General features: G+C 56.7%; 16 protein-coding genes, 1 pseudogene and 1 riboswitch. Of the genes and pseudogenes, 12 read left to right on the forward strand and 5 right to left on the reverse strand.

What is annotated here, in order from left to right; translation table 11 throughout:
- Positions 1-27 precede the first annotated feature (27 nt).
- The gene (locus OQH67_RS04710) at positions 28-2,265 is read right to left on the reverse strand and encodes a glycoside hydrolase family 88 protein (protein WP_215458950.1); all 2,238 of its coding nucleotides are present in this window, start codon (positions 2,263-2,265) and stop codon (positions 28-30) included.
- Positions 2,266-2,631: 366 nt separating this feature from the next.
- Positions 2,632-2,815: riboswitch (cobalamin riboswitch) on the forward strand.
- 151 nt (positions 2,816-2,966) lie between these two features.
- Here OQH67_RS04710 and OQH67_RS04715 point away from each other — a divergent pair.
- The 7 genes from OQH67_RS04715 (at position 2,967) to OQH67_RS04745 (ending at position 10,978) form a co-directional block, all read left to right on the forward strand.
- The gene (locus OQH67_RS04715; protein WP_215435477.1) at positions 2,967-5,063 is read left to right on the forward strand and encodes a ribonucleoside triphosphate reductase; all 2,097 of its coding nucleotides are present in this window, start codon (positions 2,967-2,969) and stop codon (positions 5,061-5,063) included.
- Between the two features lie 49 nt (positions 5,064-5,112).
- Complete coding sequence (gene nrdD, locus OQH67_RS04720; RefSeq protein ID WP_067570508.1) at positions 5,113-5,307, forward strand: anaerobic ribonucleoside-triphosphate reductase; 195 nt, start codon at positions 5,113-5,115, stop codon at positions 5,305-5,307.
- Between the two features lie 26 nt (positions 5,308-5,333).
- Positions 5,334-6,050 carry an anaerobic ribonucleoside-triphosphate reductase activating protein gene (locus OQH67_RS04725; RefSeq protein ID WP_215458949.1) on the forward strand — a complete coding sequence of 239 codons (717 nt, stop codon included), beginning with the start codon at positions 5,334-5,336 and terminating at the stop codon, positions 6,048-6,050.
- A gap of 11 nt (positions 6,051-6,061) precedes the next feature.
- On the forward strand, positions 6,062-7,675 hold the full coding sequence (locus tag OQH67_RS04730; protein WP_215435479.1) for an aspartate:alanine exchanger family transporter: 1,614 nt from the start codon (positions 6,062-6,064) through the stop codon (positions 7,673-7,675).
- A 644-nt stretch (positions 7,676-8,319) separates the two neighbouring features.
- Entirely contained in the window at positions 8,320-10,026 is a 1,707-nt protein-coding gene (locus OQH67_RS04735) for a hypothetical protein (RefSeq protein ID WP_215435480.1), read from the forward strand.
- A complete protein-coding gene (locus OQH67_RS04740) occupies positions 10,023-10,505 on the forward strand; it encodes a hypothetical protein (RefSeq protein WP_215435481.1) in 483 nt (160 codons plus the stop codon). The genes OQH67_RS04735 and OQH67_RS04740 overlap by 4 nt, the downstream gene beginning before the upstream one ends.
- A 20-nt stretch (positions 10,506-10,525) precedes the next feature.
- Complete coding sequence (locus tag OQH67_RS04745) at positions 10,526-10,978, forward strand: hypothetical protein (RefSeq protein ID WP_215435482.1); 453 nt, start codon at positions 10,526-10,528, stop codon at positions 10,976-10,978.
- A gap of 96 nt (positions 10,979-11,074) precedes the next feature.
- Here OQH67_RS04745 and OQH67_RS04750 read toward each other — a convergent pair.
- The 3 genes and pseudogenes from OQH67_RS04750 to OQH67_RS04760 all read right to left on the reverse strand — a co-directional run bounded on the left by OQH67_RS04750 (position 11,075) and on the right by OQH67_RS04760 (position 14,791).
- A pseudogene (locus OQH67_RS04750) lies at positions 11,075-12,108 on the reverse strand (IS481 family transposase).
- 136 nt (positions 12,109-12,244) lie between these two features.
- Positions 12,245-14,392, reverse strand: coding sequence for an alpha-galactosidase (locus OQH67_RS04755; protein ID WP_215435483.1), 2,148 nt, complete (start codon positions 14,390-14,392; stop codon positions 12,245-12,247).
- 126 nt (positions 14,393-14,518) lie between these two features.
- Positions 14,519-14,791 carry an HU family DNA-binding protein gene (locus OQH67_RS04760; protein WP_215435484.1) on the reverse strand — a complete coding sequence of 91 codons (273 nt, stop codon included), beginning with the start codon at positions 14,789-14,791 and terminating at the stop codon, positions 14,519-14,521.
- A gap of 153 nt (positions 14,792-14,944) precedes the next feature.
- Between OQH67_RS04760 and OQH67_RS04765 the strand changes: the two genes are divergently transcribed.
- From OQH67_RS04765 to miaB, 5 genes are all read left to right on the forward strand, one after another.
- Positions 14,945-16,411: a hypothetical protein gene (locus OQH67_RS04765; RefSeq protein WP_215435485.1), complete on the forward strand. Its 1,467-nt coding sequence runs from the start codon at positions 14,945-14,947 to the stop codon at positions 16,409-16,411.
- Between the two features lie 191 nt (positions 16,412-16,602).
- On the forward strand, positions 16,603-17,532 hold the full coding sequence (locus tag OQH67_RS04770) for a DUF3750 domain-containing protein (protein ID WP_215435486.1): 930 nt from the start codon (positions 16,603-16,605) through the stop codon (positions 17,530-17,532).
- Positions 17,533-17,647: 115 nt separating this feature from the next.
- Positions 17,648-17,971 carry a hypothetical protein gene (locus OQH67_RS04775; protein WP_215435487.1) on the forward strand — a complete coding sequence of 108 codons (324 nt, stop codon included), beginning with the start codon at positions 17,648-17,650 and terminating at the stop codon, positions 17,969-17,971.
- Between the two features lie 16 nt (positions 17,972-17,987).
- Positions 17,988-19,211, forward strand: coding sequence for a class I SAM-dependent RNA methyltransferase (locus OQH67_RS04780; RefSeq protein ID WP_215435488.1), 1,224 nt, complete (start codon positions 17,988-17,990; stop codon positions 19,209-19,211).
- Between the two features lie 7 nt (positions 19,212-19,218).
- Complete coding sequence (gene miaB, locus OQH67_RS04785; protein ID WP_215435489.1) at positions 19,219-20,595, forward strand: tRNA (N6-isopentenyl adenosine(37)-C2)-methylthiotransferase MiaB; 1,377 nt, start codon at positions 19,219-19,221, stop codon at positions 20,593-20,595.
- Here miaB and OQH67_RS04790 read toward each other — a convergent pair.
- Positions 20,558-22,669 carry a ComEC/Rec2 family competence protein gene (locus tag OQH67_RS04790; RefSeq protein ID WP_215435490.1) on the reverse strand — a complete coding sequence of 704 codons (2,112 nt, stop codon included), beginning with the start codon at positions 22,667-22,669 and terminating at the stop codon, positions 20,558-20,560. The genes miaB and OQH67_RS04790 overlap by 38 nt on opposite strands.
- Between the last annotated feature and the right edge of the window lie 9 nt (positions 22,670-22,678).

A 22,678-nucleotide genomic window follows, 5' to 3' on the forward strand; every position in this document is an offset into this window, starting at 1 on the left:
TCTGCGATAAAACGGCATCGCCGGACCTCAACGCACTTTGACCCGGAGCGGAGTCCGGATGCAATCGCGGACGCGGCGCACCTCTTTTTCCCATTGTTCAGCGGACTTGACGGGAGAAGCCTTGCTCCATACCGCCCCCATGTACCAGTCAAAGGAATTCCCGCTCTTCATGGAGCGGGTCCAGTAGGAGCATCCCTCCCCATCCTCCGCGGCGCCATCCGGCGCCCACGGCACCATAACGGCGGTTCCGAAACAGCCGTTATCCCCCCTGGGCCTGCTCCATGCGGCCACGATTCCGGCTTCCCGGTCCGCCGTGACAACTTCATAACTGTTCCTTTTCTTCCCGGTATCCATGCCAGCACCGACTCGGATTTCCGAAGAATTGCCCCCGTTCAGGGTCACGGAACTTCTTACCCTTGTGAAATGGCTTCCGGCATCCAGAGTCACCTTCCTGGTCTCGGCAGCCTTCATTCCTCCTCCCACGTTCCACGGCGCGTAACTTACTTCAAAGGCGGTCTGAACAGGTCCGTTGTACAGGGTCCGCACCCTGGCCCAGTTGCTGGAAACATGGGCTTTCCCGTCTCTGAACACGGCAATGCCGCCGCATCCGCGTCCGGGTCCCACATGGTACATGTCCAGTCCGTTGCCGCGGTCACGGTGATAATCTCCCTTCTTGTAAAATTCATTAATTACAGGCACCCCTGCCTTCTTGCTCCATACGTCCGTTCCGCTGGAAACAAGCCCCTCCCCCTCCGGCGCAGGCCTGGAAACTGCCGGACCGTAAATACGGTGGGCCGTACGGTCGTTTTCCCACGCAAAATCGTCCAGCCGCTCCGGCACATGACGACTGAAGCACACCTCTTCCGCAGGAGCGGCATCCAGGGAGGAATTCTCCAGAATCCAGAAATCGCGGGACGCTCCCGCGCGGAAATTGCTCTGGAACAGCAGGGTGTCCATCCTGCCGTCCCCATCGGTATCCGCCAGCTGGTGGACAATCACGCAGCCGTTGCGCACGTCAAACACGCGCAGCCGGGAAGAATCCCGCCCTTTTCCGGGATTCCACGGAACGGACACCGTTTCCCGGGGCCGGAAAACATTCAAGGGGTTGGCGACGGAAACGGTCTTCCGCCGCGGATGATCTTGACGAATCACCCATTTGCGCAGTTCACAGCCGGCCAGAAGGTAGGCTCCGGAACCGTACACCTCCGTATCATTTCCGGAATAATGCCCCGGTTTGTCCGCGATCGGCTGCACCCAGCCCAGCGCTCCCTCCGCGTTCACGGCGTCGCAGGCCGCCTGCCATGCCTTCCGGATGACGGGCAGGTATTCTTTTTCGTCCAGGTAACCCTGGTTCACGCCCCACATCATGCCGTACATGATGAAAAGGGTTCCGCTCATTTCCTTCAGGGGCGGTTCGGCGGGGTCCATCAGGCTGGCGTGCCAGGAACCGTCGGGAGACTGGCATTTTTTCAATGCCGCCGCCATGCGCTTGAGCAGGTTCACGTAAAAGGTCCGCGTGGGCCAGTCCCGCGGCATGTCCTGCAGAATCATCGGCAGCCCGGCAATCACCCAGCCGTTCCCGCGGCTCCAGAACATCTTCTTTCCGTTGGCCGCCGGAATGGTGAAGTAGCGGGAATCCCGGTAAAACAGGCCTTCCTTCTTATCGAACAAATAATCGTATGCGGCCTTGTATTCCCGGTCCATGAACTCCAGATACCGGCGGTCTCCGGTATAGGCCGCCAGCTTCGCGAATACGGGGGGCGCCATGAACAGGGCGTCCGACCAGCACCAGCGGTCCTGGCATCCGGGCGTCTGGAATTTAAGGGAGGCGGACGAGGGCCGGGCCATCACCTTGTCCAGAACGGCACGGATTTTTTCGGCGGCGGCGGGATTTCCATCTTCCATGGCCATCTCCATCCAGGCATGGCCGATCACATGGTCATCCGCATGGTAGGGCCGTTTCAGAACGCCCCATTGGCTCCCTTCCCCGACCGTCCTCACGGCCTGAAGCTTCATGCTCTGCGGATGGGCCAGGGCATACTGCACCAGGCCGGAATAAAACGCCCCGTAGGTCCAATGCAGATGGGAACGCTTGACGGGATGGGCTATCTGCCACGAGGCTACAAGTTCAAGATTTTCCCTGATGGTTTTCTCCTTCCAGTCCGCAGGAGCGCCGGAAGCAACTCCGAATAAAGATAAAAAAGACAGGAACAGGACCAGAATCCTTTGTTGCAGCATGTTGAATGAGAGAGTAAATTGTTGCATATTCATATATACAAAAAAACCAGTTATAAAATTTCTTCATTAACCATTTTTCGGAATGATATAAAATAAAATCCCGCGGCATCGCTTTTTCCCTTCAAGGACGGCGTTTGAATGATCAGCGCAGAATTCTGACGCCGCCGTTCCATCATCTGATATATAACCCGGCCAAATCAAACAATACATGAGTAAAACGGAAAACCCGTAATTTTTCATCCATTTTCTCTTGTTGGCACCCAGACAGCCTTTCCGGGCACATATGGTACCATGATGAAGGCGAATATCGCATTTTCAATCCTCCCTCTCAGAGGTGATACAATATATTGTATGATAATAAATATTTAATACATCATTTGCACATTTTCCTTGCAGACCCATATATTTTATGGTTCATTGCAGTCCAGCGCAGGTAACGGAAGACGGTGAAAATCCGTCGCGGACGCGCCGCTGTAACCGGTAGACGATGGACCGGACACTGATTGCCAGGCAATCGGGAAGTCTCCATCACATGTCGCACCGGGAGCCAGAAGACGACCTGATGCTGCCGTATCTCCCATCCCGCGGACAGGATGAACATACGCACAGGTTCCCTCGTGTACCGTTTTTCGGACGAGTTGCACGCGGCTTCCCCTGCTTATGATTTTCCAGGCTTGTGCCAGGCTCGCGGATGAGCGGTCATCATCCTTTCAAGCGAGACATCCACTATGGCGACAAGCATCATCAAACGTTCCGGAAAGAAGGAACCATACCAGGGCTACAAGATTGAGGAAGCCATTAAAAAGGCATTCCACAGTTCCGGCACCGTTTACAACCGCGCCATTTATGAAGAGGTGGAGGCCAAGCTGGGCCACCAGGACAACGCAACCGTAGAGGAAATCCAGGACCTGATTGAACGGGCCCTGTTCCGCTGCGGATACTTTGAAACCGCCAAGGCTTTCATCACCTACCGCTTCCTCCACAAGATGCAGCGCGAACAGATCGCGGGCCTGTATTCCGGCAATACGTATGTGGACTGCAAGCTGACGGTGGAGGAATACATCGGCCAGAGCGACTGGCGCATCGCCGCCAACTCCAACACCACGTATTCCAATGCCGGGCTGATCAACAACACCGCCGGCAAGGTGATCGCCAACTACTGGCTGGACCAGGTCTATTCCGCACGGGAAGGCGCCGCCCACCGGGAAGGGGACTACCACATTCACGACCTGGACTGCCTGACGGGCTACTGCGCGGGCTGGAGCCTGCGCAACCTTCTGAATGAAGGGTTCAACGGCGTGCGCAGCCGCGTGAACAGCCGGCCGCCCCGCCACTTCCGGGAAGCCCTGGGCCAGATGGCCAACTTCCTGGGCATTCTGCAGAGCGAATGGGCCGGAGCCCAGGCGTTCAGCTCCTTTGATACTTTCCTGGCCCCTTACGTTTTCAAGGACCAGGCGGACTTCACGCGCATCAAGAAGGACATCCGCAGCTTTGTGTACAACCTGAACGTTCCCTCCCGCTGGGGGCAGTCCCCCTTCACCAATGTGACGATCGACTGGACCGTTCCGCGCGACCTTCAGGACCAGCCCCCCTTCAGCGGAGGAGAGCACCTGTTTGAAGGAGTGGAAGACCCCGCCCTGCTCTTCCTGGCCAAGGAACGCGGGGTGAACAGCCTGACGGAATTGACCTACAAGCACTTCCAGAAGGAAATGAACCTGATCAACAAGGCCTTCTATGAAGTGCTCACGGAAGGCGACAGCACGGGACAGCCCTTCACCTTCCCCATTCCCACCGTCAACATCACGGAAGACTTCGACTGGGAAGGGGAAAACGTCCCGCTCCTGTTTGAAAACGCCGCCAAAATAGGCTCCTCCTACTTCCAGAACTTCATCGGCAGCCAATACACCGTCAATGAAAACGGGGAACGCGTGCCTGACGAACGGGCCTACAAGCCGGACGCCGTGCGTTCCATGTGCTGCCGCCTCCAACTGGACCTTCGGGAACTGCTTAAACGCGGTGGCGGCCTGTTCGGCTCCGCGGAAATGACCGGCTCCATCGGCGTGGTGACCATCAACCTGGCGCGCCTGGGCTACCTCTTCAAGCAAAACCGGGAAGCCCTGTTCGCACGGCTGGGGGAACTGCTGGACCTGGCCAAATCCTGCCTGGAAAAAAAGCGCGCTTTCGTCCAGGAAATGTATGACCGCGGCCTGTACCCCTACACCAGGCGCTACCTGCCCACTTTCCGCAACCACTTTTCCACCATCGGCGTCAACGGCATGAACGAGCTGCTGCGCAACTTCTCCAACGACTCCATGGACATCACCACGGAGGAAGGCAGGAAGTTCGCGGAAGAAATCCTGGAATTCATCCGCCTCCGCATGCAGGAATACCAGGAGGAAACGGGCAACTTGTACAACCTGGAAGCCACTCCCGCGGAAGGCACCACGCACCGCTTCGCCCGGGAAGACCAGAAACGCTACCCGGACATCATCCAGGCCGGCCCTGTGGGCCAGCGCTACTACACCAACAGTTCCCAGCTCCCCGTGGACCACACGAACGACCTGTTCCGGGCTCTCCAGCTCCAGGACGAACTCCAGTGCTGCTATACAGGGGGCACCGTCTTCCACATGTACATGAATGAAGCCATCAGCTCCCCGGAAGCCTGCCGGGACATCGTCCGCAAGGTGCTGACCCGCTTCCGCATGCCGTACCTGACCGTCACCCCTCTCTTCTCCGTCTGTGAGAAACACGGCTACCTGCGCGGAGAGCACCAGTACTGCCCCTTCTGCGACGAGGAACTGCTCCACATCCACAGGCACGAATAACTCCCTTTTCAACCAGCCGCCTCATTTCAACCCAATCATCGAAACGACAATGACCAAACAGGAAATACTAAGCAAATACGCCCAGGACCGCACCCGCTGCACCGTGTACACGCGCGTCATGGGCTACCACCGCCCCGTGGAAACCTTCAATGCCGGCAAGCAGGGCGAATTCCACGACCGCGTCCACTTCGTGGAACCGGGCGCTCCCTGCAACTGTTCCCCCCGCACGGAACAGCCCCGCTGATTTTCCCAATAACATATGCGAAGTCAATGGGAACGGGTCGGGGCATAGCGGACATCACGCCGCTCACCTTGCTGGACTTTCCAAACAAGGTGGCCTGCATCTTCTGGCTGGGAGGCTGTAATTTGTTTTGTCAGTACTGTTACAACGTCTCCCTGGTCAAAAATGCGGTCCCCGGAACCGGCGGACGAACGGACTACCTCAACTTCCTCAGAGATCGGGTGGGATTTCTGGACGGAGTGGTTTTGTCCGGAGGCGAATGCACGCTGTGTCCCGACCTTATTCCCATCTGCCGTGAAATCCGGCAGCTCGGCTTCGCCATCAAGATAGACACCAACGGAACGCGGCCTTCCGTCGTGAAGTCCCTGGTGGAAGAAGGGCTTTGCGACTACATTGCCCTGGACTACAAGGCCCCCGCCGAACAGTACGGCGCCGTCACGGGAAGGCCCGGCCTGTTTCCGTTCTTTTCCAGAACGCTGGACTATCTGATTGCCTCAAAAATCCCTTTCGAAGTCAGAACGACCGTGCACCCGGACCTGTTGACGGAAGATCACGTCAACACCATCATACGCGACTTGACAAAGCGGGGTTATGAAGGCAACTACTTCGTGCAAAATTTTTACCAGACCACACAAACGCTCAACTCTCTCCCCACGCCGGACCGCCCGTTTGACCGGAGCAGGGTGGATTCATCCTCCCTCCCCGTCCAATTCCGCAACTTCGACCTCGGCAACGGAAGAAACTGATACCGCCCCACATGTTCGACATCCTGCTCAACCACAACACCCTGGTCCTTTTCGGAATCATCTTCTTCGGCATCGCCCTGGGCAGCATTAAAATATACGGCCTCAACCTCGGCCTTTCCGGCGTGCTTTTCGTGGCGCTTGCCGCCGGCCACTACCGGCTGGCCATTCCCAATGGAGTGGGGCAGCTTGGCCTGGCGCTCTTCGTGTACTGCGTGGGGCTGAGCGCAGGCAACCGCTTCTTTTCCGCCATCGCCAAGCAGGGCAGCAAACTGGCCGTGATGTCCGCCGTAATTGTGGGCGTTTCCGCCCTGTTCACCTGCCTGTGCGGCATCTGGTTCAATGTGCCGGCGGGTATTTCCTCCGGCATCTTTGCGGGGGCCTGCACCAGCACTCCGGCGCTTGCGGCCGCCACGGAAAGCCTGCCCGGGGCTTCCGGCAGCGGCGTCAGCATTGGCTACGGCATCGCCTATCCGTTCGGGGTCGTAGGCGTGGTTCTGTTCGTTCAGCTCCTGCCGCGCCTGCTGCACTTTGACCTGCACAAGGAGGCCAGGGCCATGCACGCCAAGCAAGAAGCCAGCATCATTTCCCGCCTGGTGCGCGTCAACCAGCCCAACCTGCTCGGCCAAAACATTGCGGACTGCAAGCTGCTGGACGGCCTGCACTGCATGGTGACCCGCGTGGTGCGCGACGGCAGGCTGATGCCCCTGACGCCGGAAGACACCTTCCGGGAAGGGACGGAAGTCCTCATCGTAGGCAACAGCGATACCATGCCGCACGACATCGCGTTCCTGGGGGAAGCCTGTGAAAACCCCTACCCCATGGACTCCCAGAAGGAACGCCGCAAACTGATCCTGACCAACAAGGACTATGCCGGACGCAAGCTCCGCGACCTGAAAACCCTCCGCACGGACGGCGTCATCATCTCCCGCATTTCCCGGCTGGGGTTCACCTTTGTCCCCACGGGCGACACGACACTGGAACGAAACGACGTGCTGACCGTCGTCGGTTCGCCGGAAAACCTCACCAAATACGGGGAAAAAATCGGCCACCGCAGCCAGGACATGAACCAGACGGACCTCCTTTCCCTGGGATTCGGCCTGTCCCTCGGCATCATTCTGGGGCTGGTCAACTTCAGCCTGGGCAACGGAATGGGCATTTCGCTGGGAATTGCCGGCGGTCCGCTGATCGTCGCCCTGCTCCTCGGCCACTTCGGCCGCCTGGGGCCCATTGTGGGGTACATCCCGCGTCCCACACGCCTGCTTCTTCAAGACCTCGGCCTGGTCTTCTTCCTGGCAGACGCGGGCATCAAGGGCGGCGCGGACCTGGTGGACACGGTGGCCACCCACGGCGCGGCCGTCTTTGTGATGGGCATCATCGTCACCTGCGCGGGCATGTTCTCCGGCTACTTTGTCGGCATGAAAGTCTTCAAGATGAACATTCTGGAATGCCTGGGCGGCATCTGCGGCGGCATGACCTCCACCCCGGCCCTGGGCGCCATCGCCAGCAAGACGGATTCCCAGGCCCCTGTGGTCAGCTACGCTACCGCCTACCCCGTGGCCCTCATCCTGATGACTATCATCGCGAAGGTCATCATCCAAACCATCGGCGGTGTGGTTGGCGTATAACCCGTCGCCAAACTCACACATGCCTAAATAAAGATGAAGAAGGCAAAGACGGAATTCGCTCAACTTCATGTGCACAATATACAAGTGATATTTGAAAGGAACTTTGCTTGAGAATTTTTCTCTCCGAATCGCTACGGGAAAATAATTTTATACATTCGCAAGAATACACTAATTCCTCCAACGTTTTTTAAAAACGTTATTGGATGCGCTAAAAAATGGGAACTTATTTCTAAATTTCAGAATTGAAAAACCATCCCATGCTTTTGTTCATAAAACTTATGAACTGATTTGAACAACGAGCCCCAAATGCAGCACGATTTGGAAATCACCATCATCAATCACTACGGAGGTAAAATTGAGATACCTTTTTATTGTTATAACATTATGACTCTTCATAAATACGTCTAACAAATTCACGAAATAAATAGAAAGAATCTTTTTTCTTTCAAAGGAAGCGAACATCAATCCAGTTCTCACAAAAAAATTAAGCCATATATCATTCTAAAATAAATATTTATGTAAATCCTCGAATCATCGTTCATAGGAAATATTGGATTTTTTGTTGACGCAAAGCAAAAAAATGTTAGATTGCCTCTTTCAAGAAGACAAATCTTCCCCTCTACCCCATTTAATTTGTCTCACCTATGAATCTCATTTTACGGAGCGCTATCTTTTGTATGGTTGCATTGGCAGGTTTTACCTCTGTCCGTGCCAATCCTTCTGAATACAACATTCAGAACCTACTTGCAGTCGGACGCTCTTCTGCCATCTCCGACGAGACTCGAAATATCTTGCGCAGCCGGCTTGATTTCGGCCCCCTGACCATTGAGAAAATACATGAAATGGTCCAATCCTCCCAAGTGGCACAGCTATGCTATTTAAGCCAATTTTTTAATAATGCCGGGAGTGAAAAACCATATACTCAAAGTGAACTGCGTGATAAAGAGTTCACGGCATGGCTTTCCCGGCATCCTGAAATTTTCAAGATGCTTGCCCATTCCGGCTATGCCAATCGAAACGTTCTCAGCGTATTTTATCAAATTTGGAAAGTAAAAGATAAAAAACTCACCCCTGTCGAAATCAGCATGGCACTGGGAGCCGGACTAGCTGCCAATACTTTCACTATTGAGGAATGCATTGCCAAGTTTAACTTTTACCAGGATTCCCATCATCACGGCAGATGCTACCCTCATGCAGATACTCTTCAGCCTTGGGAGTGGGCTATTGTACTTCAGGGCAGAGAAAGTATTGAAGATCTAACATGGGCACAACAGTTCATTGAAGGAAAAAAAATCAAATCTGCACAGGCAGGAGATAAATTCACCAGATTTATCCCTTACCGCTTGAAAAATCATAAGGGCATCAGCGTACATGCCGGAGGAGCTTTTTATGATAACAAACCCATCACCCTGAAACTCTATACGGAATATGGAGGGGTATGCGGCGCCGTATCTAAAGGAGCTGCAGGATTTTTACGGTCCAAAGGTGTCCCAGCCTATCCAATAGGCCAACCCGGTCACTGCGCCTTCGTTTGGAAGCATCCCAATGGACACTGGCAAATCGGCAATAATATCGGCGGCTGGAACTGGGCCAACGGGGGAGCCCAGATTCCATGGAAAGGCTCCATCCAATTTGTTCCCACTTATGATGCCTTTATTCACCATCCCAATGCGGAAAAATCGACTCTGATGTACTACCTCTCCCTATGCACGCAAAAATCAGCACATATAGAGTTGTTATTGCAAGAGGCATGTAAAGCCAATCCTTTTAATTATCCGGCATGGCTCCATTATTTGAAGATTAAGAGTAAAAACGCAGATGATCAAAAGAAACTCACCTGCCTTAAAGAGTTAACTCAAGCTATGCCCAATGAACACAACCTTATTTGGCATGTGGCGAGTAAAGTGCTAAACATCCGGGAAAACAGGGTTGATCCATACGAACTTTACTCATGCGTGCTCGGTCCCGATTGCACACCTCACGCAGAAGAACTCTTCAACCGCCTAGTTTGGAACAGGCTTGTTGCCGATTGCCCTGAAATCAAAAGCATCACCGAATATAAAGCAGGATTCACAGGAAACCATCTGTCCATCTGGACTCAAAAAGGGGGACACGCCAAATGGACTCCCAAAATGAAAAAGTACTCCGCCAGGATGTTGCAGAATGCGATTGTTGCACTGGAGGGGAGGGACAAGACGAGGGAACGCTACATAGAAGCCTACCAAAAATTGTTGAACATCTGGAATGACGGAAAGTTAAGCCAAGAGGGAAAAGAGTTTATCAGAAAAATTTCCAATCTGACGAAAAACGACGTCGGAATGGACTCCAACACCAAAAAGAAATTGACATGAGAAAGAAATCAGTGATAGCAATACTGCCTATTATAGTAGCAGTCGTTTGCTTGTTCAGCTTCTCGCCTGCACAGGCAAAAATTTGTGACTATGAGGTAAAATATTTTACTTACATGACCCCTAACGGTGCTTCCTCTGCAAAATTGGAACTCGTGGGGAAATCATTAGATGGAATTGCTGCAAAAGTGTTACAACACACAATTAAACTCGCGATTGATAAGGCTGGCGGAATACTCAAATTATCTGAAGCGATGAGAACTGATAAGGCACTCCGGAATGTACATATCTTTTATCTTTATCGATTTATTCATCAAAAACAGGTTGGAGTGTGGCGGCTCGGTCATAAGACTAGGGTAACGCGAAACGGAGTGGACTACTTCCAGCCCAAAGATCTTCCCGGTGCTGTAGTGGAAGGAAAAAAGCAAATTGAAAGACAATTAGATAAAGAATTGGAAAAAGATTGTAAAAATCATCAATAATCAATAACAGAGATAAAACTATGAAATCTATATCAAATATTACTACTATCTTGGCCTCTTGTATGCTGGGGTTAGTCAGCTCGGTTGTGGCACAAGAAGAAAAAGCCAATCAACCAGACATGCAACAACAAGAGGCTTCCTCTAAAATCCAGGAAGAAAATAAGGATATACCAACCATTACAAATCCTATTATTTTCAATGAGAAAGATTTGGACAAGCTTAAAGAAAAACAACGAGAATATGTGGAAAAACATTATCCCGACTATCGCATAAAAGGAAAGGGCGAAGAGAATGATATTATGGACGGCCATCGGTATTCATTTTTTTACTTAGAAAATGAACAAGGCGAGCGAGTTATGACAATCCGTTTTGATATAGAAGAAGCGTATCAGGCATACATGAAAAAACATCAAAAGGAAATAAAACGGGAAACGGAAAAGCTGATCAAAAAAGGCATCATCCAGATTGGATGACAACCTGCTCCCTGATCAAAAGAAAAAACAATAATCAATAACCCAGTGTTGGAACGTGTGCACCGTCTGTCAAATAGGCGGTGTACTATTGTATAGTTAACCTTCTTCAAGTATAGATTGTTGTGATTTTTTGAAGGCTTCGATCGTCTCTATCGGACGTCTTCCCATGTTACGGTATCCCTGATGTGGACGCTCGTAGTTGTAGTGCTTGAGCCATTCGTTGAGATCTTTCTGGAGTTCTTCCACGCTAGTATAGAGTTTCTGTCTCAAGGCTATGTCGAAGAACTCTTCCTTGACTGTTCTGTTGAAGCGTTCCGCAAAGCCATTAGTTTGAGGCGTGGCGATGCGGGTTTTACGATGCTCAATTCCATTTAGCTCCAGATAGATTTCGTAATGGTGATGGGTGAGTCTGCCGCAGTATTCCCTCCCATTGTCCGTCAGGATGGCTTCTATCTTCAATCCGTGCTTCTGATAGAAGGGCACTACGTCATTATGAAGGATAAGAGCTGCATGGTCGGGCAGTTTGCCCGTGTGCAGGTAGCCAAAGGCAAAGGAACCATAGGTGTCTACAACCGTCTGCATGTAAACTTTCCCTACTTCCTTGAGTTTGCCCGCATAAAGGGTGTCCTGAGAGAGAAGGTAGCCGGGAGCCTTACTTTCCACATGCCTTTCCTTGAAGCAGGGGTTGGCTTTTTCAATGGATTTAATCTGCTCTTGGCTGAGTTGTTTGCCTTGGGTAAGGTGCTCTTTTTCCAGCTTGAGAAGCCGTTGGTAACGGCTCCCCAATCCATGGCGCTCCATGATTTTTTGAATAGTAGGCTTGGAGCAGTTTTTGCCTTCCAGTTTCAAGAGCTGCTCAATGTGGCCGCATCCTTTTTGCGGGTGTTGGGCAACCAGTTCCAGGATGCGCTGTTCTACTTCGGGCGGTGTGGTTTGAGGGTGTGTTTTATGAATGGGTGGCAGGTCTCTCAATCCTTCAAAGCCTTGTTCTCTGAACCGTTTACGGTATTCATAGAACTGAGTGGGTGAGATTCCCCCCCCTCCCGGCAGACGCGGCTGACGTTGCCGAGCTCTTCGGCTAGTTGGAGCGCTTCGAGGCGCTGATACATGATTTTGGTTTCCGCTTTCATTTCCTTCTTGCTATGATATTTTTATATATTTGGAAAGAAGGTTAACTATACACCGTTTATCATTCCTAGTATCATCGAATTCAAGACAACTCATCATGGATGATGGCTAATTAGTTTTCCACAGTATTCCCTCCCGTTATTCGTTAAGATAGATGATACCCTCTATGCATTCCAGGCAGACGGACTGAAACGTCTTTTTCCAGTTGATACGGATGCCCGCATTCATCAGGAAATCTCCGCCCAGGACCTGTTCATGAACATGCGTCAGGGAGCCATTGCCATCCATGTTTAATTCCCGCAGCAAGTACCTGGTCCCGGGCTTCAGGCCCTTCAGCCGCAGGGGTGGCGGAGCGTCCGCAAGCCACTTGTCCATGAGCCACGCAAACACGACGGCGCGGTCCTCCCGCACGTACATCAGGGAAGCCATCCGGCTTTCATACGGGGAGGACAGCCGATACAGGTCACCGAACTGGACCACGGGACGGATGCGCTTGTATTCGGCAAGCGCACGTCTGGAAAAAGCCGCATCCTCCTCCGTCATATCGCAGGGCTGGAGCTCGAAGCCCAGACGGGCCGCCATGGCCGCGTCAAAACGGAATTTCAGCGGAACGGCGCGGCCCGTCTGATGGTTGGGAGAAGCCGTCACGTGGGCGCCCATGGAAATGGCCGGGAACAGGTGCCCGATGCTCCACTGCATGAACACGCGTTCACAGGCATCCGTATTGTCGGACGTCCAGAACTCATGATGCCGCCGCATGGTGCCGTAATCGGCGCGACCGCCCCCGGAGGAGCAGGCCTGGAACACCACTTGAGAAAATTCCTCCGCCAGCGCGTCCAGAACGGATTCATAGCCGCGCACGTAATCAATGGCCAGATTACCCTGGTGGCGCGCATCCAGCCATGCGGAACCGGGATCGGAAATTTTGCGGTTGCAGTCCCATTTGACGTAGGCGATGCCCGGATGTTTTCCCAGCAATTCACGCATCACGCCCAGAATGTAGCCGCGTACTTCCGGATTGCTCAGATCCAGCAGGTACTGGCTACGTTCCAGCCTGTTTTCCCGACCAGGCAGCCCGATCACCCAGTCCGGATGGCTCAGGAACAATTCCGATTGCGGATTTACCATTTCCGGCTCCACCCAGATGCCGAAGCGGATTCCCAGTTCCTCCGCCTTTTCCGCCAATCCGTCAATCCCGTGGGGAAGCTTGGCCCGGTTCTCCTGCCAGTCCCCCAGCCCGGCACGGGCGTCATTGCGCGGGAACCGGTTGCCGAACCATCCGTCATCCAGCACGAAAAGCTCTATCCCCAGGTCCGCCGCACGCTTCATCATGCCGTGCAGCACATCCTCGGTAAATGTGAAATACACGCCTTCCCAGGAATTCAGCAGCGTCATCCGCTCCTCATCACCGCCGCGCAGGCCGTAGCGGCGCGCCCAGCGGTGCATGCTGCGGGAAGCCTCTCCCTTGCCCTCTCCGCTCCAGGCCAGGATGACGGGAGGCGTCTCCAATACGCCGCCGGCATCCAGTACATACGGAGCGGGAGCCACATCCATTCCCGCACCCGCATACAAATAATGGTACGGGCTGTGCCGGAACCATATCCGGTAATTGCCGGGCCACGCCACCGCGCCCATGATCACTTCCCCGGAATCCTCGGGGGCCGGACCGTCCAGGGAAATGATGAAGCCGGGGCTCCCCTCCTGCGCGGCGCGGGTCCCGGTACCGGAAGCCAGCACCAGTTCATGGCCCCGCGCCACCTCTTCCTCGCTCATTAGCGATTCTCCGCCCCAGGTACCGCGAAAACTGGTCACAAAATACCGTTCCGCCTTCAAATTCAGATGGCCGGAAGCCGCCCGGTGAATCCGGATGCCTTCCTCCCCTTCATTGCGGATGACCGTCCACTGCATGAACACGCCGGATTCGCTGTGGGCGCGCACATGCACCTCCACTCTCACCGGATAGGCCGGATCCTTCAGATAAAAGACGGCTTCCTCCCGGTCCTCGTCCAGCCGTACAACCTCCTGCCGCTCGCATTCCAGGCACAGGGAGAGGGAACCGTCCGCCTGGGTAATGCAGAGATCGTACTCCCCGGACGCATTCGGCAGGCCGTCCAGGGAGTCCGCCAGCGTCGTACACAGGAGAGGGGCGGAGGCGGAATCTGAAAAGGCGTCTTCCGGCTCATGCAGGCGCGCGCCGTAATAGGCGCGGCGCACCCTTCCCTTTCCATCGCGGAACAGGCTCATCTGGGAGGAACGGGTCAGCAAATGCACGGAATCCGGCGTCATGGTCGCAAAAAAGATGGATGGTTCTATTCCGGACCGGCCATCCGGGCCGCCCCTGTCATCCTCATTAACTCTGCGCCGGAACGGGAAGTCAATGGCAAAATGGGGAGGGCGGCCCGGCGGTTTTGCCTACTTTTTCCATAAACGGCCGGAAGGCCGGAATTTCATGGTGCTTGATTCATGCACGAACAATTTGCCGCCATGGCCCGGATGCCGGACCACGCGGGCCTGGCGCCGCTTGATGCCGAAAGTGCCGAAGCCGCGGAATTTAACCTGCGACTTCCGCTGCACGGACCGCGCAATCGTGTTCAGCACGGCGTCAAGCACCTGTTCCGCCTCCCGGGAAGTGGTTTCGCCTCCCAGTTCCTGCCGCAATTCCTGAATGAATTCTGTCTTGTTCATAAGGCCGCCAGCATGAAATGTCGCCTTCTTCGGGTAAAGCGAAGACGGCGGCCCCCCATTCCTGCCACCCGGACCGTCCCATTCGCGGCAGGGGAAAAGCCGCAAGTTTCTCCCTTGCCTCTCCGCGCCTCCGCCATTAAGGTCCGTCAGGACATGCCCCCATCTTCCATAGATCATTCCGGCCCGGACGGAACCTTCAACACGGTTCTGCTGGAACGGCACACCTGCGCGTGGCTGCTGCTGCCCGTGCTGGCGTTCATGGCCGGATGGATGCACTGGTACATCTCCCTCCCTGCGGCGGCGCTGCTCGTGTGGGGGATCATAAAAGGGGCGCGGTCCTCCGCTCCAGACCGGGACGGCATGCCGGAACAAGCGCCTTTCCCCCTTTTCACGCGGCAATCCCTGTGCGTACTGGCGGCCTTCATCGTCGTGATGATCTTCTCCGGATGGGGAGGCTGGGTCAACCAGCACCCGGACCACATCGTCAGGAACGCCTGCCTTCAGGAACTCGTTTCCTCCCCGTGGCCCGTCGTCTTTCCCGACGGAGACGTACTGATATACAACATCGGTTTCTGGATCATCCCCGCTCTGGCGGGCAAACTGGCCGGACTGGACGCCGCCCGCATCCTGCTTCCCCTGTGGGGAGCCTGGGGATTCTTTCTGGCCTGGTGCTGGATCTGCGTCTTTTCCGGACGCCGCTCCGCCGTCTTCGCCCTTCTGCTGATCATGTTCGGCTCCCTGCTGAACCTGCAATGCTGGCTCTCGCTGGACCTGTTCCGGCTCCATTACTTCGGAATCGCGGAACAAATCATGTGCAGCGCCAACGCGTCCATCCCCGTCATTCTTTTCTTCACCTGGCTTGCGGCAGGCCGAATGCTGCCCGGCTGGCTGCTGCCTCTGTTCTCCTGCATGGCCTTTTATTCGCCCCTGGCAGCCGTTGGCGGCCTGCCGCTGATAGTCTGCGAGGGCATCAGGGAATGGAAGGCCGGACGCAGCGGCCAGGCAGTTTGGAGCGTGCCTGCCGTCCTTGCCGCCGCCATTCCGGGAATCTGCTTCCTGATCTACTACGGCCATGTGAACGCCCCGTCCTCCCGGATGGGCCTGCGGCCTTTCTATACCGGGTGGGGAGATTTCCTGCTCATCGGCACCTCCTTTCTCACATACGCGCTGTTCTGCTGGCGCGACTTCCGGCGGAATCCCCTCTTCCTCTGCACGCTGGCAACCGGACTGCTTCTTCCTTTCCTGTACGTCAACGGAGACGTCAACGACCTGCTCTGCAAAGGCAGCGTTCCGGTCATGGGCTGCCTGCTGGCCTTTCTGGCGCGCACTTATGCCCTCCATCCCTCCCTCCGCCTGTGGATATGGATTCTCCTTCTGCTGGGGCTGGCCCCCCGATTCAACCTGCCCTATTACTTTTCCGCGCCGGAACCCATGCGCCTTCATCTCAAAAACCTCCCTGCCCCGGACGGTTGGACGGCCAGGGAACTCCGGAAACTGATCCTCGCGGAACACGCCTGCGTCCAGGACGGCTGGAAAGGCACCATGTATCATCCCGGCCACCGCTGGCATCCCTATTATTCCGGCAGTCCGGGCTGGTGGTACCGCCTGGTTTTCCGTTAACGGCCCTCCCCTGCGTCTGGAATCTTCCCGATTATCCTTTGAAGACCAATCCGGGACCCGTCTGGTGAAAGACAAAATCCGCGGAAAGGATTTTTTGAAAAACGGGATTCCCACGGAATGAAGACTCGGCGTCAAGGCCCTTTGCATTGTCATTGCCATTCCATTTCATCCAAGGTATACACGAGGCCGCCATGCGCCATTCCAACCCATATTCCCATCACCCCAAGCCCTGGAGCAAATGGCGCGTGCTCTTCTGGCTGTTCATGCTGTTTTTGCTGGCATGCGGAGCCCTCATCTACTTTCATCCCGAAGACGACTGGAAAACGGCGGACCGCAGCAGCAGCCGCCTGGCTCCGCTGCCTTCGGAAGAGCCGGAAGCCGTCGTCCAGGTCTATGCCGCGCGCACTTTCGGCTGGCGCAAGTATTTTGCCGTTCATTCATGGATGGCCGTCAAGGAGAGAAATGCCGATGCCTACACCGTTTACCAGGTTCTGGGCTACCGCCTCCCCTCCACGGGAACGAGCGTCTCCATCGCCACAGACATTCCGGACCGGAAATGGTTCGGGGCCGAACCCGCACTGATTCAGGAACTGCGCGGGAAAGCCGCGGAAAAAGCCATTCCCGCCATCCGCCGGGCGGCACTGGAATACCCTTATGCGGGCACCTACCGGATCATCCCCGGCCCCAACAGCAATACCTTCATTGCGGCCCTGATGCGGGAAATTCCCGAACTGACGGTCGAACTGCCCCCCCACGCCGTGGGGAAGGACTATCCCGCCGGCGGAATCGTGGACCTCACGGAGACCGGCAAGGGAGTGCGCATCAACTTCTGGGGAATAGCCGGAGCCAGTCTGGGACTGGCGGAAGGCGTGGAAATCAGCCTGATGGGGCTGAACGCCGGAGTCGACATCCTGCGGCCTGCCTTGAAACTCCCCATGATCGGACGCGTGGGTGTTCCCGACGCTCCCGTAACCTGGGACTGGTGGAGCATTACCCTGCTTCTGCTGGCCTCCGCCTTTCTGGCGTTCATCCTGCTCCGGCGCATTCATCAGCAACGCCGGCAGGCGCGCCGCATTCCCCATTTCCGCCATCCCCGGGTAAAAACGAGCGACCGGATATAAAAATCCCCCCTTGCGGAAGGTTTTTCCATGCACGGCCTTCTTTCACGCGCTGAAGAAAGGGAATGAAACGGAAATTCGATTGCCAAGCGGGAATGAAGCTGTAAGAATCCGCGCCATGAAAAGACTCCTGATCCGCTCCTGTCTGATTGCCGGGCTGGTCTGTGCCGCTTCCTGCGCCTCCAACAAGGAAACGGCCGTTCAGGAACCTGCCGCCGCCCCGGTCATGCAGCCGGAACAGACGGCCGCAGCCGCCCGCCCTGCCCCGCCGTCCCCTGTTCCCCTCACCACCAGCCTTCTTCCGGAAAAAGAGGATGAAAGCGATATCTCCGGACCGGCCGTGCTCCCCGGCGATTTCCGCCCGGGACTGCGCACGCCCAAACTGCCGGATACCCTGCTGTACGACCTGGACGGCAAGCTGATTACCCCCGCCACCCCGTAATCCACCCCCCTGAACCATGACCGCCACCATTCCCAAAGGCTTCCATCCCGAACCCTTCTCCTACCACCAGGAGCTTGAACTGGACATTGACGCCCTGTCCAACGCGGGCGACGGCATCGGCCGCGTAGACGGCTGGGTGGTGTTTGTCCCGTTTGCCCTGCCGGGGGACCGGGTAAAAGCCCGCGTCTGGCGCAACGACAGGAATTATTCCTCCGCAGACCTGGTGGAAGTGCTCCGGCCCAGTCCGGACCGCGTGGAGCCGGTGTGCCGCCTGTTCGGCACCTGCGGCGGCTGCCAGTACCAGCACTTCTCCTACGGCCGCCAGCTTTTCTGGAAAACGCGCCAGGTGGCGGACCTCCTCCGTCTGCAGGCGGGGCTGGAACTCCCCGTAAACCCGGCCATCGCCTCCCCGCGGGAATACCATTACCGTTCCAAGATTACGCCCCATTTCGACAAGCCCAAAGAAGGCGGCAAACCCGCCATCGGCTTTCTGAAAGCCGGCTCCAGAAGGGAAGTAGTGGACGTGCCGCAATGTCCGATTGCGATGGAATGCATCAACGAGGTCCTGCCGATGGCCCGCAAGAGCGTCTATCAGGCGGTGGCCCGCTTCAAGCGCGGAGCGACGATTCTGCTCCGGGCGTCGGAAGGCGGCGTCATCACCAATAACAACGCCGTGGCCTGTGAAAAGGTGGGCACTCTGGAATTCCACTTCCTGGCCGGAGATTTCTTCCAGAACAATCCGTTCATCCTGCCCCTGTTCACGGACTACGTGGCCCGGCAGGCCAGCATGGACGGCGAGGAATTCCTGGTGGACGCCTACTGCGGTTCCGGCCTGTTCGCCCTGAGCCTGGCGGAAAAATTCAAAAAAGTGCTCGGCGTGGAAGTCAGCGAGACTTCCGCAGACTGGGCGCGCAGCAATGCCCGCAGCAACGGAATCAGCCACGCGGAATTCCTGGCGGCCGACGCCGGAGCCATTTTCGCCCAGGTGGACTTTCCGGCGGAAAAAACTGCCGTGGTGATCGACCCGCCGCGGAAGGGGTGCAGCATGGAATTCCTGACCCAGCTGTTCGCTTTCGGCCCTGGAAAGGTCGTGTATGTCTCCTGCAACCCCGCCACCCAGATACGGGACCTGGCGGAATTTGACAAGGCCGGCTACGCCGTCACTGCCGTCCAGCCCTTTGACCTGTTCCCCCAGACCAAGCATCTGGAATGCGTGGTCACCCTGAAAAAGAAAAACTGACCTTTCCATGCCCAAGCTTTACATCAAAACCTACGGCTGCCAGATGAACGAACGGGACTCCGAACAGGTGGCCCGCATGTTCGTCCAGAAGGGGTACACCATGACGGACCGTGAGGACGAGGCGGACGTGATCCTGTTCAACTCCTGCTCCATCCGTGAACAGGCGGAGCAGAAAGCCCTGGGCAAGATGGGGCTGCTCGCCAAGCAGCAGCGGCACCGCCCCCACGTGGTGTACGGCATGATGGGCTGCATGGCCCAGAGCCGGAAGGATGAATTGTTCAAGGAGCTTCCCCGCTTGGACCTGGTGATTGGCACCCAGAAATACCACCGCGTGTTCGAACATGTGGACGGCATCCTCCGGCAGCGGCAGGAACGCCGTATGGACAACCTCCGTAGCGCCTTCTCCGGCAGCCATGTATGTGACGTGGCGGAAGAGGAGGACTCCCAGAACCGTATCCGCGACCACCTGGACCCGGGCGCACGCTCCACGGCCTACGTTTCCATCATGCAGGGGTGTGAAATGAAATGCGCCTACTGCATCGTGCCCTACACGCGCGGAACGGAGCGAAGCCGCCCCATCCGGGACATCGTGGACGAAGTGGCGATGCTGGTGGACTCCGGCGTGAAGGAAGTCACCCTGCTGGGCCAGATCGTCAACCGATACGGACGCCAGATGGACAGCGTGGATGGAAAAGGCGGCTTCGTCCAGTTGCTGGAAGCCGTCCATGAAGTGGAGGGCCTGCGGCGCATCCGCTTCGTTTCCCCTCATCCCATCGGCTTCCGGCAGGACCTGGTGCAGGCGTTCACCTACCTTCCCAAGCTGTGCAGCCATATCCATTTCCCGATGCAGAGCGGCAGCGACCGCATCCTGAAAATGATGCGCAGACCGTACAGGAACGAAACCTTCCTGGATCTTTGCGCGCAAATGAAGCAGGCCCGTCCGGACCTGTCCATCACCACGGACATCATCGTGGGTTTTCCGGGAGAAACGGAGGAAGACTACCTGCTGACCAGACAGGCCGTGGAACAGGTCCAGTTCGACAACGCGTTCATCTTCCGCTATTCCCCGCGCCGCGGCACGCCTGCCGCCGCCATGGAGAACCAGATTCCGGAAGAAGTGAAGGAGGCGCGCAACCAGGACCTGCTGGCCGTCGTCAATGAAATCGCCGTCCGGAAAAACCGTGAACTCATCGGCACGGTTCAGGAAGTCCTGCTGGAAGGGCCGTCCAAGACCAACGCCGCGCGCCTCTCCGGCCGCACCTCCCAGAACAAGCCCGTGATGGTGGATGCGGAGCCCGGCCTGACGGGACAAATCCTGCCCATCCGGATTGAGGAAAGCACCGGATTCACCTTGTACGGCGTTCCGTGCCCTTCCAAGGAGTAACGGTTACGCCGTTCTCTTCCGTCTTCAGGTACAGGGTTCCGGTTTCCGGCAGCCGGTACACGGCCACGCCTTCCGGCACGGGGCATCCCCATTCCGTCGTGAAAATGACTGCCTGGGCTCCGGTTTCCCTGATCCATGCAGCGCTGCTGACCGGGTCGCGCGGATGATGCCCGATAATCAGGACATCCGCCTTTTCCGTTTCCTCCGCCCGTGCCAGGGAGGAAAACCCGGCATTTCCGACCAGCAGCACGCGGTGTCCCCGGCACGTCCACGCCAGCACCGGATTCCGGTCCTGATGCAGCCCCGTAGGCAGCGGCTCCGGCAAGTCCGCCGTCTCCACCCTGTTGCCGGGGCTCAATACCCACTCCTCCGCAGAATCTTCCGCCCCCGTGCGGCCCCAGTTCCGCATGCCGGGATACTCCTTCAGCAAGACTTCCATCCCGGCCCGTTCCGCCCTGCCGCTCCTGGCCGCCACCACGCCGGAAGGCCGTATATGAAGGGATTTCAATATGGGAAGAAGAGTGTAGCGAACTGTATTCTCCGTACCGGCATCCACCACCAAGGCCGGATTGGAAATGACGACGGACCAGGCGTTTTTCTGCATGGGAATCACCAGGGCTCCGTTTTCCGCAGCAGGAAGCCGGGCGGGAAGATAGCTGCACGGCAGATCGGCCGCAAGCTGGGTAATGCCCAGCATGCACCCGGCCAGCCAGGCCGCCGCGGCATTGCAGACGGACAATGCCCAGGGACACCACGCAAACATCAGCCCGAACAGGGAAATACCCATCAGGAAGGGAACCAGCAACGCCAAGCATATGTTGGTGAGGGGCGCATACAGGTTCCAGGTGCCGAAATGCCACGCCGTCAGCGGGATGGACATCAGCCATGCCCCCACGGACACAAGCAGGGTTCCGCGGCACGCTTTTTCCAGCCATACCTGTCCCCTTTCCCGTGCGTTGTAAATCCGGGGAGGAATGAACGGGTCCGGCGCCCACAGGGGCTTTTCCCGGTTCATGTACGCTACGATGCACACAATCACGGCAAACACGCAGAAAGAAAGCTGGAACCCCGGCTGGAAAACCTGAAGCGGGTCCACGAAGCAAAGCACGATAAACGCCAGAGCCAGAATGTTGGCGGGATGCCCCTTCCTGCGCAGGACGGAGGCCAGCAGCCAGACCACCGCCATAATCAGGGCGCGCAGGGCTGAAACGGACATTCCCGTGACAAACACATACAGGGCCAGCAGAGGGATGCAGGCCAGCCGAGCCACGGGGGGACGGATGAGCAGCAGCCTCAGCAGGCCCAGAATCAGCATGGCGGCCAGACCCACATGCATGCCGCTGACGGCGAATACATGCATGCAGCCGCTCCTCATAAAGCTGTCCATGGTCTCCGGCCGGGCGTCCGTCTTGTCGCCCAGCACGGCGGAAACCATGACCTGCCGGGCCTCGTCGTCCGGCGGCGCGCCCTGTTTCAGCAGGCCTGCCGCCTCTTCACGGAGATGCAGGGAAGCCGCCAGAAATCGGCTGCGCCAGTCTCCCGGCCCCAGCTCGGAAAATCTTTCCAGCCGGACTCCGGCCGCTACCCGGTGCAGATAGCCCCACCGTTCCCGGTCAAACAGACCGGGCCCGCAGGGAGGTTTCAGGGAATAAATCTCTCCCTCAATCCGGTACCGTTTTCCCGGTTCCAGCGGAAGCCCTCCTTCACGGGCGGAAACCGTGTAAAGCCACCTGGCCCCGTGCGGCCTGAACAGGACGGAACGCCCGGAAACGGCATCAACGGAACCTTCCGCCGCAAATCTCCCGCCCTCTTCCACAGCCAGATTCCCGTATTGCCGCCCGTAATCCAGCAGACAGCCGCCGGCCCAAACCGCCAACGCGAGAGCCGGCAGGCTCATGACGGGCATCCGGAACAGGCAGGGCAGCAAAACCCAGCAGGCGCAACACGCCCAGAACCACGGGGAAACGTCCACGGCCGCACAGGCGCACAGCATGGCCAGCGCAGGAGCCAGTAGCGGAGCGGAAGTCATCATCCGTTCCGGCCAAGGCCGCAGCAGGTGCCGCTCCTTCTCCATGAGGGGGGA

Origin of the sequence: Akkermansia biwaensis, from assembly GCF_026072915.1 — a bacterium.
Taxonomy (GTDB): Bacteria; Verrucomicrobiota; Verrucomicrobiia; order Verrucomicrobiales; family Akkermansiaceae; genus Akkermansia; species Akkermansia biwaensis.

What these genes read in the sequence shown, in the direction of transcription:
- OQH67_RS04765 (WP_215435485.1), top strand. Translation starts at nt 14,945, where the DNA reads ATGCCCCCATCTTCCATAGATCATTCCGGCCCGGACGGAACCTTCAAC.
- OQH67_RS04735 (WP_215435480.1), top strand. Translation starts at nt 8,320, where the DNA reads ATGAATCTCATTTTACGGAGCGCTATCTTTTGTATGGTTGCATTGGCA.
- nrdD (WP_067570508.1), top strand. Translation starts at nt 5,113, where the DNA reads ATGACCAAACAGGAAATACTAAGCAAATACGCCCAGGACCGCACCCGC.
- OQH67_RS04760 (WP_215435484.1), bottom strand. Translation starts at nt 14,791, where the DNA reads ATGAACAAGACAGAATTCATTCAGGAATTGCGGCAGGAACTGGGAGGC.
- OQH67_RS04710 (WP_215458950.1), bottom strand. Translation starts at nt 2,265, where the DNA reads ATGCAACAATTTACTCTCTCATTCAACATGCTGCAACAAAGGATTCTG.
- OQH67_RS04780 (WP_215435488.1), top strand. Translation starts at nt 17,988, where the DNA reads ATGACCGCCACCATTCCCAAAGGCTTCCATCCCGAACCCTTCTCCTAC.
- OQH67_RS04740 (WP_215435481.1), top strand. Translation starts at nt 10,023, where the DNA reads ATGAGAAAGAAATCAGTGATAGCAATACTGCCTATTATAGTAGCAGTC.
- OQH67_RS04755 (WP_215435483.1), bottom strand. Translation starts at nt 14,392, where the DNA reads ATGACGCCGGATTCCGTGCATTTGCTGACCCGTTCCTCCCAGATGAGC.
- OQH67_RS04770 (WP_215435486.1), top strand. Translation starts at nt 16,603, where the DNA reads ATGCGCCATTCCAACCCATATTCCCATCACCCCAAGCCCTGGAGCAAA.
- OQH67_RS04725 (WP_215458949.1), top strand. Translation starts at nt 5,334, where the DNA reads ATGGGAACGGGTCGGGGCATAGCGGACATCACGCCGCTCACCTTGCTG.
- miaB (WP_215435489.1), top strand. Translation starts at nt 19,219, where the DNA reads ATGCCCAAGCTTTACATCAAAACCTACGGCTGCCAGATGAACGAACGG.
- OQH67_RS04715 (WP_215435477.1), top strand. Translation starts at nt 2,967, where the DNA reads ATGGCGACAAGCATCATCAAACGTTCCGGAAAGAAGGAACCATACCAG.
- OQH67_RS04775 (WP_215435487.1), top strand. Translation starts at nt 17,648, where the DNA reads ATGAAAAGACTCCTGATCCGCTCCTGTCTGATTGCCGGGCTGGTCTGT.
- OQH67_RS04790 (WP_215435490.1), bottom strand. Translation starts at nt 22,669, where the DNA reads ATGGAGAAGGAGCGGCACCTGCTGCGGCCTTGGCCGGAACGGATGATG.
- OQH67_RS04730 (WP_215435479.1), top strand. Translation starts at nt 6,062, where the DNA reads ATGTTCGACATCCTGCTCAACCACAACACCCTGGTCCTTTTCGGAATC.
- OQH67_RS04745 (WP_215435482.1), top strand. Translation starts at nt 10,526, where the DNA reads ATGAAATCTATATCAAATATTACTACTATCTTGGCCTCTTGTATGCTG.